This is a genomic window from Achromobacter sp. FW305-C-28, from assembly GCF_058783235.1.
Genome location: NZ_JBYSYL010000004.1, coordinates 233,663 through 245,782, shown reverse-complemented (window position 1 = coordinate 245,782; position 12,120 = coordinate 233,663). Strand labels below are relative to the sequence as shown.

9 protein-coding genes are annotated in these 12,120 nt (G+C 66.1%); 5 read left to right on the top strand and 4 right to left on the bottom strand.

All coding sequences use genetic code 11. The features are described from left to right. The first annotated feature begins 109 nt into the window (after positions 1-109). From AC3WMR_RS13185 to AC3WMR_RS13170, 4 genes are all read left to right on the top strand, one after another. Positions 110-595: an RNA polymerase sigma factor gene (locus tag AC3WMR_RS13185; RefSeq protein WP_492265381.1), complete on the top strand. Its 486-nt coding sequence runs from the start codon at positions 110-112 to the stop codon at positions 593-595. After that, the gene (locus tag AC3WMR_RS13180; protein ID WP_492265380.1) at positions 592-1,524 is read left to right on the top strand and encodes a FecR family protein; all 933 of its coding nucleotides are present in this window, start codon (positions 592-594) and stop codon (positions 1,522-1,524) included. The genes AC3WMR_RS13185 and AC3WMR_RS13180 overlap by 4 nt, the downstream gene beginning before the upstream one ends. Before the next feature lie 118 nt (positions 1,525-1,642). Beyond that, complete coding sequence (locus tag AC3WMR_RS13175) at positions 1,643-4,279, top strand: TonB-dependent receptor plug domain-containing protein (RefSeq protein WP_492265379.1); 2,637 nt, start codon at positions 1,643-1,645, stop codon at positions 4,277-4,279. Continuing rightward, positions 4,252-5,478 carry a cytochrome-c peroxidase gene (locus AC3WMR_RS13170; protein WP_492281570.1) on the top strand — a complete coding sequence of 409 codons (1,227 nt, stop codon included), beginning with the start codon at positions 4,252-4,254 and terminating at the stop codon, positions 5,476-5,478. The genes AC3WMR_RS13175 and AC3WMR_RS13170 overlap by 28 nt, the downstream gene beginning before the upstream one ends. A 164-nt stretch (positions 5,479-5,642) precedes the next feature. Here the strand turns inward: AC3WMR_RS13170 and AC3WMR_RS13165 are convergent, their stop codons facing one another. From AC3WMR_RS13165 to AC3WMR_RS13155, 3 genes are read right to left on the bottom strand one after another with little or no spacing between them, the layout of a single operon-like run. Next, a complete protein-coding gene (locus AC3WMR_RS13165) occupies positions 5,643-5,948 on the bottom strand; it encodes a chorismate mutase (protein ID WP_025135882.1) in 306 nt (101 codons plus the stop codon). Positions 5,949-5,955: 7 nt separating this feature from the next. Continuing rightward, the gene (locus tag AC3WMR_RS13160; RefSeq protein ID WP_492265370.1) at positions 5,956-8,247 is read right to left on the bottom strand and encodes a UvrD-helicase domain-containing protein; all 2,292 of its coding nucleotides are present in this window, start codon (positions 8,245-8,247) and stop codon (positions 5,956-5,958) included. Beyond that, positions 8,244-9,452 carry a DesA family fatty acid desaturase gene (locus tag AC3WMR_RS13155; protein ID WP_025135880.1) on the bottom strand — a complete coding sequence of 403 codons (1,209 nt, stop codon included), beginning with the start codon at positions 9,450-9,452 and terminating at the stop codon, positions 8,244-8,246. Before AC3WMR_RS13155 ends, AC3WMR_RS13160 begins: the two co-directional genes overlap by 4 nt. 352 nt (positions 9,453-9,804) lie before the next feature. Here AC3WMR_RS13155 and AC3WMR_RS13150 point away from each other — a divergent pair, with 352 nt between their 5' ends. Next, on the top strand, positions 9,805-10,200 hold the full coding sequence (locus AC3WMR_RS13150; RefSeq protein ID WP_492265369.1) for a hypothetical protein: 396 nt from the start codon (positions 9,805-9,807) through the stop codon (positions 10,198-10,200). Between the two features lie 20 nt (positions 10,201-10,220). Here the strand turns inward: AC3WMR_RS13150 and AC3WMR_RS13145 are convergent, their stop codons facing one another. After that, complete coding sequence (locus AC3WMR_RS13145; RefSeq protein ID WP_492265378.1) at positions 10,221-11,699, bottom strand: RsmB/NOP family class I SAM-dependent RNA methyltransferase; 1,479 nt, start codon at positions 11,697-11,699, stop codon at positions 10,221-10,223. Positions 11,700-12,120 lie beyond the last annotated feature (421 nt).

The following is a 12,120-nucleotide window of genomic DNA, read 5'->3' as shown; positions in this document are numbered from 1 at the left end:
GCCTGCCCGCCCGCTGCTTGCCCGCGCCGGGGATCGTCTAGTAATAATAATAGTTATCATTTATAATTGGTTGCGAATTTGACTCTATCTGGCGCCTGGCGTCAGCGACATGTCTTCGCTTACCGATGTATTTCTCCGCCACTACCGCGAGGTGCTGGGTTTTCTCTCGCTGCGCACCGGATCCCGCGATGTGGCCCAGGACTGCGCCCAGGACACCTGGATCAAGCTGGCCGAGTTCAAGGACAAGACCCGCCCGGACAATGACCGCGCCTACGTCTTCCGGGTCGCCGCCAACATCGCCACCGACTGGCACCGCCGCCGCGGCCGCGAACTGACCGCCGTCGCCGACTACGCCGCTGCCCAGCCCCCTGCTTTCGAAGCCGACACGCTGGATGTGGCCGCCGCCAACCAATTGCTGCGACGATTGGAAACCGCATTGCTCGCCCAGCCGCGCCGCAGCCTGGACGTGTTCGTGCTGCATCGTCACGAAGGCCTGACCTATCGCGCCATTGCCGAGCGGTTCGCGATCTCGGTCAGCGCAGTGGAAAAACACATGATGCGTATCCTGCTGGCTTGCGACCAGGCGCTGGCGTGAGCACGGCGCCGTCTGTTCGCAGGCCGCAGGCCGCCAATGACGAGGCCTCGCGCTGGGTGGTTCGCGCCAGTGGCCAAACACTGGATGCCCAGGCCCAGGCCGAATTCGATGCCTGGTACCAGGCCGACCCCAGCCATGCCGCGGCATACGACCGGCTGGCACGGGTGTGGCGCCGCATGGGTGAAATCGACCGCGGCAAGCTGGCCGCGCGGCCGGCCCGCAAGCGGCGCACGGCCCTGGCGTTGGCGCTGTTGGCGGCCACCGGTATCGCCTGGCATACGCTGCGGGATTTTCACCCCGGGGCCGATTACGCCAGCGGCGCCGAAGTGCTGCGCGTGGCGCTGCCCGATGGGTCCACCGCCGTATTGGACGCGCATTCCGCCATGGCGGTCGACTTCGGCCCGGACAAGCGCGAAGTGCGCTTGCTGGCCGGCCAGGCGCTGTTCAATGCCGCACCGCGCATTGCCGATGGTCCCGCTTTCACGGTCGCCACACCCGATGCCTCGGCAACCGCCCTGGGCACCCGCTACACGGTCGCGCGCGAACCGGCCGGCACCCGGGTCACCGTCTACCAGCATCGCGTCGCGGTGCAATGCCTGACCTGCGACGACGGCCAATCGCTGATCCTGGACCCCGGCCAGGACGCCACCTTGTCGGCCGCCGGCATTGTCCGCCGCGATGCGCCCAAGGAAAACGCCCCGGACTGGAGCCAGGGACTACTGGCGTTCAACGACACCGCGCTGCCTGACGCCGCTGCGCAATTGGGACGTTATACCGGCAAGCACATCCTCGTCTTGGGTGACGCGGCGCAGCGTACCCGCGTATCGGGCACCGCCAATATCGCCGACCCCAAGCGGGCCCTGGCCCTGCTCTTGGCGCAGACCCCGGTCCAGATCACCGACCTGCCCGGGCTGTTGATTCTGCGTTGAGGCATCGCCACCAATCGGTAAATGAGAATCGATATAAATTATTCATCGATTCCGCACTGAGGTAACGCCAGCGTCACCACGTCCTACGGCTGACATCAACACCGCTTGGGACGTATTCATGGCTTTTCCCTTTGACGGCACCGCCCGGCGCCGAGCAGGCGCTTCGGCCACCATTCTCTGCGCCGCGCTGGCCCTGGCGACACCCGTTGCCGCCCAACCGCCCACTCGCGCGACCACCTACGACCTGCCCGCCCAGCCACTGGGCGACGCGTTGCTGGCGCTGGGCCGCCAGGCCGGGCTGGAGATCTCGTTCCCGCCCGCCGCCGTGGCCGGCAAGATCGCACCCGCACTGCAAGGCGAGTATTCGGCGCTGCTGGCGCTGGACAAGCTGCTGGCGGGGTCCGGCCTGGCGCTGCGCGCCGACGGCCCGGGCCGCTACATCGTCTTCGTGGACAAGACCAGCCAGTTCTCGGCATTGCGGCTCGAGGCCGTGCGGGTCTATGGCGAACAAGTGGGCGAACGCGTCTACGGCCGCGAGGAAATCGCCGAAACGCCGTCGTCGAACCGCGACCTGAGCACCTTGCTGGCCACTCACCCCGCGGTACGCACCAATCCCGGCGCGGCGGGCTCGCAGAATCGCGGCTCGCTGAACGTGGAAGACATTTCCTTCCACGGCTCCAGCCCCTACCAGAACCTGTTCCAGATCGACGGCATGGACGCGACCAATCGCGTGGACCCGGCCAGCAAGAACCTGAACCTGCAGGTCGGCAACGTCCCCAGCAATCCGCAGTCGTACTTCGTGGACACCAGCCTGCTTGAAGAGGTGCGCGTGCACGACAGCTTCGTGCCGGTGGAATACGGGCGCTTTACCGGCGGCGTGGTCGATGCACGGCTGCGGCGATTCTCCGGCGAGAACCACCTGAACCTGGACTACCGCTGGAACACGTCGAAGATGACGCAGCAACAGGTATCGGAAGGCGACGAGAACAGCTGGGCGCAAGGCAAGCCCGGCTACTCGCCCGAATGGAAGAAGCGCTTCTATTCGGTGGTGGGCGACATCGCGTTCAACGAGAAAACGGGCGCGGTGCTGGCCATGTCGCGACGCGAATCGGACATCACGCGGTGGAACATGGGCGTGGACGACAAAGGCCAGCCCCTGCCGGGGCAAGACCGCTACCAGGACCGCATCGACAACTTCCTGGGCAAGTTCAGCGTACGGGCCAGCGCCGACACCATCGCCGACCTGACGCTGAAATACAGCGACCGGCGCGAGACCCTGGCCAGCGACCTGTTCCGCAATACACGCTGGGACAACAACCATGGCGCGCGCGGCGTCAGCGGCAATGTCGACCACCTGTTCCAGGGCGGTCGCTTCACGCTGCAAGCGGGTTGGGACCGCTCGATGAGCAATCGCAAATCCGTGGGCGACGAGCTGGTGACCTTCCAGCCGTACAAGCTGCCGCAATATACCGCCGGAGGCTTTGGCCGCGAACAGACGCAGCAAGACACCTGGACGCTCAAGGGCCGGATCGACCTGGACCCGGTACGCACCGGCGTCTTCACGCACAGCCTGTACGCGGGCACGGAAATCCAGCATATCGATGCGGGCTTCAAGCGCTATCAGGAATCCTATTCCTACCGCCGCGCCTACAGCGCCAACGGGAAATACCAGGATTTCAGCAAGGTCCGCTATCTGCCCGGCACCGTGAACGTGAACTACGACATGGCCGGCCTGTATCTGTCCGACCGCATCGAATGGCAGCGCCTGGCATTGGATGCGGGTGTGCGCTACGACCGCGAAACCTTCCTTGGCAACGCCAACCTATCTCCACGCACCCGCCTGGACTGGGACATGTTCGGCTCGGGCGACACGCTGCTCAGCGCCGGCTGGTCACGCTACTACGGCGGCGAGGTGCTGGAAACCGCGCTGGAAGCCGAACGCAGCCGCCTGCGCAAACAGGTGCTGGACGCCAAGGGCAAGCCGGTGGCCGATGGCAATAAGGAGTACTTCGTCGAGTACAAGGGCCTGCGCCTGCCCTACGACGACGAATGGGCCGTGTCGTTGCGCCAGCGCATGGCAGGGCTGGAAGGCACCTTGAGCTACGTGCATCGCAACGGCCGCGACCAATGGACCAAGACCGGCAACGAGCGCGACGGCTACCAATACACCAACGACGGCCTGTCCACCACCGACGGCGTCAGCCTGACGCTGCGCATGCTGGAACCCTGGCGCCTGGGCGAGACGCGCTGGAACATGCAGGCCTCCTGGAGCTGGCAGAAGCGCAAGACCAACGCGGACCTGGTTGAAGGCTATACCGCGGATGCCCGCGCGCCGGACGATTATGTGATCTACAACGGCTCGCAGATCCGCGCCATCGACCTGCCGCCCAGCAGCTTCTACCAGCCGCAGGTCGCCACGATGACGCTGATCGGCGCGTGGCCCCGCGCCGGACTCACCTGGAGCAACATGGTCAATTGGCGCAGCAAGCGCGATGCCACCATCTACGTCGGCGTGGGCCCCAAGCCCTACTACCTGGACCGCTTCGAATCCGGCGAACTGCCGTCGTACTGGACCTGGGACACCAAGCTGGCCTGGCAACCCACGTTCGCCCGCAACCTGGAATTCACGGTCGAAGTGCTGAACGTGCTGAACCGCATGCCCGCGGTGACGGCCAGCAACCCCAATCTGAAGACCAACCGCAGCACTTTCCAATCGGGGCGCGAGCTATGGCTGCAAGTCGGCTATCGCTTCTGATGGCGGGCGCGGCGCTGGCGGTGGCCAGCGCCGCGCAGGGCGCCGAGCCGCCGGGGGCTGCCCCATTGACTGTCGCGCCCGCCTGCCGCAACGCGACAGACGAAGACGCCGCCTGCCTGCGGTCCCGCTACGCCGGACCCGCCGCCACGTGGCCGGCGCCCACCATCGACCCGGGCGTGCGCTGGACGGAATGGGCGGCGGTACCGGCAGCCTCCGATCCGCCGTTGACCTGGACCGCCGCGAACCCGGGCCAGGCGGAACTGGCGGCCGACGTGGCGCGTGCGCCGGTCGTGACGTTGGGCCAGATGCTGTTCTTCGACACCCGCCTGTCACGCAAGGGTCAAGTGTCCTGTGCGTCCTGTCACCTGCCGCAGCGCGCCTTCACGGATGGCCTGGCGCTGGCGGTAGGCGAAGACAAGCTGATGGGCCGGCGTCGTTCCACGCCGCTGCTGGCCGCGCCATTCGCCCCGCGCCTGTTCTGGGATGGGCGCGCGGCCAGCCTGAAGGAGCAGGTCATGGGGCCGCTGCACGACCCGCGAGAGATGAACCACGACGCGGCCGGCGCGGTGGCGCGGCTGCGGCAGACGGATGCCTATCCGCCGCTGTTCCTGGCGGCATTCGGCGCCGCGCCTGAAGCGGCATCTGCTGCGGCACCTGACGCCACCACCGCGCCGCCGTCGCCCGTGGATGCGGACCGCATGGCGCGCGCGCTGGCGGCGTTCGTCGCGTCGCTACGGCCCGAGCCCACGCGATTCGATGCATTCCTGGCCGGCAAACCCGACGCGCTGGACGACACCGAACTACGCGGCCTGCATCTGTTTCGCACGCAGGCCCGCTGCATGAATTGCCATAGCGGCCCCATGCTCACCGACCACCAGTTCCACAACATCGGCCTGTCGTTCTACGGCCGCCGCAACCAGGACCTGGGCCGCTTCGAAGCCACGCGCGAACTCGACGATCTGGGCAAGTTCCGCACGCCCAGCCTGCGCAATGTCTCGCGCGCCGGGCCCTGGATGCACAACGGCCTGTTTCCGGATTTAAAGGGACTGCTGCGCATGTACAACGTCGGCATGGGCCGCGAACCGGTACCCGAAAACCCGCCCGATCCGTACGCGCCGCGCAAGTCACTACACATCAAGCCGCTGGATCTTAGTCCGGACGAGATCGATGCGTTGCTGGCGTTCTTGAAGGTGCTGTAAAAAAACTGCGTCCGAGGTGGACGCAGTTCTTGGGCGAGCAGGCCGGATCGCGAGGCGGCGATCCGGTGAGCGTTGCGGGGACGACATGCCGCAGCAAGAGACTGCAAGCAGATGTGGCGACCCTCCTGGGGAGGGTCGTCCCGCGAACCGTGTGCCTCCCCGTTTCAGGAGTAAGGACGCTCGCGCAGACGCGTGTGGTGGTCGACGACGGTGTCGATCACTTCACGCAGAATGGTTTCGGCCAGCGCGGGCGGCACGCCGGCTTCTTCGGCCAGGCGGCGGATGCGCTGAACCTGCTGGTCTTCGCGCACCGGATCCACCAGGTCCATGTCGTGGGCTTGCTTGAGCTCGCCGATCATGTCCGTGCAGCGGAACCGCACACCCAGCAGCAGGATGATCTGCTGATCGATTTCGTCGACCTCGGCGCGCAGCGCCGACAGTTCGGCTTTCGGGGAATCGTCTTTGGCCATGTCTTTCTCAACCTTGAACAATATCAAGCTTGGCGATGCCCAGCGCCAGGGTCTTGGCGCCCACATCGCGGAACTGGATTTCGGCCTGTGCGTCCTGCCCTGCCCCGCTCAGGCCGATGATCGTGCCGTCACCAAAACGGGCGTGATGGACACCCTGCCCCACACGATACTGCTTGTCGCCCACGGTGACACCGGTGGCCGTGCCGCGCGGTTGACGCGGCGCAATGGTGTTGGTGGCCTTGCGGCCAAAGGCATCGCCGCGATTGCCGTTCCAACCCGCGCCCGTGCTGCTGACCGGGGCCAGGCCGGCCTTGGGCGACAGCCATTTCAGGTGCTGCTCGGGAATTTCATCGAGGAAGCGCGACCGCATGGCGTAGCGCGTCTGGCCATGCAGCATGCGGCTTTGCGCCAGGCTGATGTACAGGCGCTGGCGCGCACGGGTGATCGCCACATACATCAGGCGACGTTCTTCTTCCAGGCCGGACTGCTCAAGAATGCTGTTCTCGTGAGGGAACAGGCCTTCTTCGAGACCGGTGATGAAGACCGCGTCGAATTCCAGGCCCTTGGCGGCGTGCACGGTCATGAGCTGCACGGCGTCCTGGCCCTGCTGGGCCTGGTTGTCGCCGGCTTCCAGGGCCGCGTGCGACAGGAATGCCGCCAGCGGCGTCATGGTGTCGGCCACGACCGGCGGCGCATCGACCACGCCCGGCATCAGGGTGGACGAGGTGTCCTGCGCGGGCGGCACGCCGGCCGGCAGGCTGTCGTAGTTTTCCTCGGACGCGAACACCGCCGCGGCGGTGATCAGTTCGTTCAAGTTCTCCAGCCGCTCGGCGCCTTCGCGTTCAGCCTTGTAATGGGCATTCAAGCCGCTGGCTTCGAGCATGTGCTCGACCATTTCGGGCAGCGGCAGGTCACGCGTTTCTTCGATCAGGCGATGGATCAACTGCGCAAACTGGGCCAGGTTCGACCCGCCCTTGCCCGCCACCATGGCCACCGCCGCGTACAGGCTGGAATCGTGCGCGCGGGCCGCGTCGGCCAGTTGCTCAAGCGTGCGCGCGCCAATGCCGCGCGTGGGGAAATTGACCACCCGCATCCAGGACGTGTCGTCGTGCGGATTGGCCATCAGGCGCAGGTAGGCCAGCGCGTGCTTGATTTCCTGACGCTCGAAAAAGCGCAGGCCGCCATAGACCTTGTAGGGAATGCCGGCCGAGAAGATGGCGTGTTCGATCACGCGCGATTGCGCGTTGCTGCGATACAGCACGGCGATCTCGCGGCGCAGGCTGCCTTCGTGGATCAGCGAACGGATTTCGTCCACGATCCATTGGGCTTCCATGCCGTCGGAAGGCTGTTCGATGACGCGCACCGGTTCGCCTTCGCCCTGGTCGGTCCAGAGGTTCTTGCCCAGGCGGCCGCTGTTGTGGCCGATGAGCGCGTTGGCCGAATCCAGGATGTGGCCGTACGAACGGTAGTTCTGCTCAAGGCGGATGACGGTGCCGTGCGCGTAATCGCGCTCGAAGTCGGACATGTTGCCGACGTTGGCACCGCGGAACGCGTAGATGGACTGGTCGTCGTCGCCCACGGCGAAGATCGCCGCGCCGCCGCCGGCCAACAGGCGCAGCCATTTGTACTGCAGCGTATTGGTGTCCTGGAACTCGTCCACCAGGATGTGGCGGAAACGCCGCTGGTAGTGCTCGCGCACCGGCGCGTTGCGCGACAGCAATTCGTAGGCGCGCAGCAGCAGCTCGGCGAAATCCACCACGCCTTCGCGTTGGCATTGGGCTTCGTAGAGCTGGTAGATCTCGATCAGGCGACGCCGGTGGGCATCGTAGGCTTCGACGTCGTTGGGACGCAGGCCTTCTTCCTTGGCGCCGTTGATGAAACGCTGCACATCGCGCGGGGGATACTTTTCGTCGTCGACGCCGTTGGCCTTCATCAGGCGCTTGATGGCGGCCAGCTGATCGGTGACGTCAAGGATCTGGAAAGTCTGCGGCAGGCCGGCATCGCGATGGTGCGCGCGCAGCATGCGGTTGCACAGGCCGTGGAAGGTGCCGATCCAGAGGCCGCGCGTATCGATCGGCAGGATGGCCGACATGCGTGCCAGCATTTCGCGGGCAGCCTTGTTGGTGAACGTGACCGCCAGAAGCCCAAAAGGCGAAGCCTGGCCGGTTTGAATCAGCCAGGCCATGCGGGTGGTGAGCACCCGGGTCTTCCCGCTGCCCGCCCCGGCCAGGACCAGGGCGTGCTGCGGTTCTAACGTTACTGCGGCGCGTTGTTCAGGGTTGAGCTTCTCTAGCATCATGCCGCGTAGCGGCGCAGACGTTGAGCGAATTGCTCGAGCCCGGCGATGCCGCTTTGCTGGGCGCGCTGGCACCAGGCCTGCAGGTCATGAAGGAGCTGTTCGCTGCTGGCACTGGAGCTTTCCCAGATGCGGCCGAGTTCGCGGCGCATCTGCACCAGGGTCGACAGCGACTGGTTCTGGGCAATGGCCTTGTCCACCGCTTCGAGCTGTTCCGGCTGAAGGATGTCTTCGTTGCGGTGGATGGCGCGACGCACCTTGTGCAGTTTGTTCCAGCCGCAATCGGCATTGCCGTCCTGGCGCGAGGCCTTCAGCTTGGCGAGTTCTTCGCGGGCGGCGCTCTTGATCACGTCCGCGTAGCGGGCCATGACCTCGTAGCGGTGCGTGATCACGCCTTGCAGGGTGCGCAGGTCGATGCCGGTCTTGGAGTCATCCAGCTTGAGCTTGGGCGCGACCTTCTTGATCTTGGCCAGGCCCAAGAACTTCAGGATGTTGATGTAGCACCAGCCGATGTCGAATTCGTACCACTTGGCCGAGAACTTGGCCGACGTGCCGTGGGCGTGGTGATTGTTGTGCAGTTCTTCGCCGCCGATCACGATGCCCCACGGGAACACGTTGGTGCTGGTGTCCGGGCTGTTGTAGTTGCGGTAGCCCCAGTAGTGGCCGATGCCGTTGACGACGCCAGCCGCCCAGAAGGGGATCCAGGCCATCTGGACAGCCCAGACCGTGACGCCAATGGCGCCGAACAGGGCGATGTCGATGGCGAGCATGCTGAGCACGCCCCACAGGCTGTGCTTGCTGTAGACGTTGCGTTCGAGCCAATCGTCAGGCGTGCCGTGGCCGAACTTGGCCATGGTTTCCTTGTTGTTGGATTCTTCGCGGTAGAGCTCGGCGCCGCGGAACAGCACCTTCCAGATACCGAACAGGATGGGCGAATGGGGATCGCCTTCCTTTTCGCACTTGGCGTGGTGCTTGCGGTGGATGGCGACCCATTCCTTGGTGACCATGCCGGTCGTCATCCAGAGCCAGAAACGGAAGAAGTGCATGACAGCCGGATGCAAATCCAGACCGCGGTGCGCTTGGCTGCGATGGAGGAAGACCGTGACCGCGACAATGGTGATGTGCGTCACGACCAGGGTGAAAACGACGACCTGCCACCAAGAGGCTTGAGTCAGACCGCCGGCAATGAAGGAGAGGATGTAATCCATAAAGCTGTTATGAGCCTCGCTTGAAGAGTGCCTGAAGTTTAGCTTACCTTTGCCATCTTATGACAACGGAGTTTCAAAATAGTTTTTGAGCGAAATCAAGGACTAAGCCCCGCTTTTGAGCACAAAACCGCACGCTCGCGGCGGCACTGGCAAGCCGCGGACTGACACCGTGCGGGCTTCCGGCGGCGGGGCCGGCGCTTCCCGGAACTGGGGAAGCCTTCGCAAGGCATGGTGTTTTGGCTACATTTCGCCATTAAAGTTCCTGTCAGGTCCCGCGGCTGTCTTGCGGGCGCCATGCGTCTGGCGCACACTTCGGTCCGCTCGTCCCGCCATTTACCCGGTCCGCCCCACGATGTTTCGCCACAAAATCCGTCCCCAATTCATTGCACTGCTGGCCCTGCCCGGGCTGGCGATATCGACGCCCACCCTCGCCCAGTCGATGAAAACCGGGGATGTCGCCGTGCTGGCGTCGTACTACGAAATACGGGGGTCGGATTGCCTGGCCTTGCGCGCCCCGCGCGTGACGATCACGCTGCTGCCGCGCCTGGGCACGGCCAGCATCGTGCAGACACGGGGCCAATCCGGCGATTCGGGACGTTGCGCATATAAGACAGTGCCGGTCGCCCAACTGGTCTACCAGGCCAACCAGCCCGGTTCGGACTCGCTGGCCTGGGAAGTGAAATACCAGAATAAGACGATCGGCATCCGCCGCTACAGCGCCACGCTGGGCATCGCGCCGGCCAACTGAGCCGGCGCGGCCCGCGTGCTTCAAGCCGCGGGCTTGGCGTCGGCGGGCTTGACCGGGGCCAGTTCGGCGTCGGCAGGTTCCGCCGCATCGGCCTCTTCGGCCACCTGAGTGGCTTCAGCCTGAACCGACTCCACTTCCGCCAGCACCACTTCGGCTTCGGCCTGGGCAGCCTGCACGACCGCGTCGGCCTCTGCCTCGGCAGCGCCTTCGACCGTATCCACGGCGTCCGCTTCTGCGTCGACCTCGGCCTGGGCCTCGGTGTCCGTGGCGGCGGTGGCCTTCTTGCGGCGTTCGAACACGGCGGCAAAGAAGCCGTCGGTGCCATGAACGTCGGGGCGCAGCTGGACGTAGGGGCCGTCCAGCTTCAGGTTTTCGCAGCGCGCCGCCAGGATTTCGGCCGCGTCCAGGCGTTCGAAATCAGGGTGGCTGGCCAGGAAACGCTCGGCCTGCACTTCGTTTTCTTCGGCCAACAGGCTGCAGGTGGCGTACACCAGGCGGCCGCCCGGGGCCACGCAACGCGCCGCGCTGTTCAGGATGCGTTCCTGCAACTGGCCCAGCTCGGCCAGCGCCTCGGGATGCTGGCGCCACTTCAAGTCGGGGTTGCGGCGCAGGGTGCCGATGCCGCTGCACGGCGCATCGACCAGCACGCGCTGGGCCTTGCCGGCCAGGCGTTTGACGCGGGCGTCGTTTTCGCTGTCGATGACCACCGGCACCACGTTGGACAGGCCGCTGCGGGCAAAACGCGGCTTGGCGCGTGCCAGGCGGGCGGCCGAGACGTCGAAGGCATAGAGCCGGCCGGTGGAACGCATCAGCGCGCCCAGCAGCAGGGTCTTGCCGCCGGCGCCGGCGCAGAAGTCGATGATCATTTCGCCGCGGCGCGGGGCCACCAGCAGGGCCAGCAGCTGGCTGCCCTCGTCCTGCACTTCGATGCTGCCGTTTTCGAATTGCGGCCAACGGTTGATCGCCGGGCGGCCTTCCATGCGGATGCCCCAGGGGGAGAACGGCATGGCCACGGGTTCGTAGCGGCCAGCGCTTTGCTGCAGTTCGGTCAGCATGGCGTCGCGCTCGACCTTGAGCGGGTTCACGCGCAGGTCCAGGCTGGCCTGGCGGTTCAGCGCGTCGATCAGGGTCTCGGGGCTGTCCATGGCGCCCAGGCGCTCGTCGAGCCAGTCAGGGATGCTGCCACGCACGGCGCGCGGCAGGGTCGCCAGGTCGATCTGCTTGACGCGCTTGAGCCAGGCGGCTTCGCCGGCATCCATGCCCTCTTCCAACGCGTCCACGCCCAGCGTCGCGGCCAGGCCCAGGATGGCCAGGCGGCGCGAGGCGGGGCCAACGCCGCTTTCGCCGAACTGGCGGTAGCGGCGCAGGTGGCGCAGCACGTCATACACGGCCTCGGCCACTTCGGAGCGGTCGCGGGCGCCCAGACCGGGATGGTGGCGCAGCCAGTGCGACAGCGCGGCGTCGGCCGGGTAGGTCCATTGCAGGATCTCGCCCAGCACGCGCTGCACCTGGTCGATGCGGCTGGCGGCATACGACAGGCGCGGTCGGTTGAATTGCGGTTTTTGCGGCGCGGCTTCGCGCTGGCCGTGGCCGGCGTCGTCACGCGGGCCGTTGTAGGACGGGCGGGAGTCCGGGCGGCCCTGGCCTTCGCGGCGGTCCGAACCGAAGGAACCGCGTTCACCGCCACGGCTGTCGCCACGCGGGGCGCCGTAGGACGGGCGGGAATCCGGACGGCCCTGGCCTTCGCGGCGGTCCGAACCGTAGGAACCGCGTTCACCGCCACGGCTGTCGCCACGCGGGCCGCCGTAGGACGGGCGGGAATCCGGACGGCCCTGGCCTTCACGGCGGTCCGAACCGAAGGAACCGCGTTCACCGCCACGGCTGTCGCCACGCGGGGCGCCGTAGGACGGGCGGGAATCC

Bases quoted from the DNA above. Each gene is read 5' to 3' on its own strand.
- AC3WMR_RS13185 (WP_492265381.1), top strand. From the start codon at position 110: ATGTCTTCGCTTACCGATGTATTTCTCCGCCACTACCGCGAGGTGCTG.
- AC3WMR_RS13175 (WP_492265379.1), top strand. From the start codon at position 1,643: ATGGCTTTTCCCTTTGACGGCACCGCCCGGCGCCGAGCAGGCGCTTCG.
- AC3WMR_RS13170 (WP_492281570.1), top strand. From the start codon at position 4,252: ATGGCTGCAAGTCGGCTATCGCTTCTGATGGCGGGCGCGGCGCTGGCG.
- AC3WMR_RS13165 (WP_025135882.1), bottom strand. From the start codon at position 5,948: ATGGCCAAAGACGATTCCCCGAAAGCCGAACTGTCGGCGCTGCGCGCC.
- AC3WMR_RS13160 (WP_492265370.1), bottom strand. From the start codon at position 8,247: ATGATGCTAGAGAAGCTCAACCCTGAACAACGCGCCGCAGTAACGTTA.
- AC3WMR_RS13155 (WP_025135880.1), bottom strand. From the start codon at position 9,452: ATGGATTACATCCTCTCCTTCATTGCCGGCGGTCTGACTCAAGCCTCT.
- AC3WMR_RS13150 (WP_492265369.1), top strand. From the start codon at position 9,805: ATGTTTCGCCACAAAATCCGTCCCCAATTCATTGCACTGCTGGCCCTG.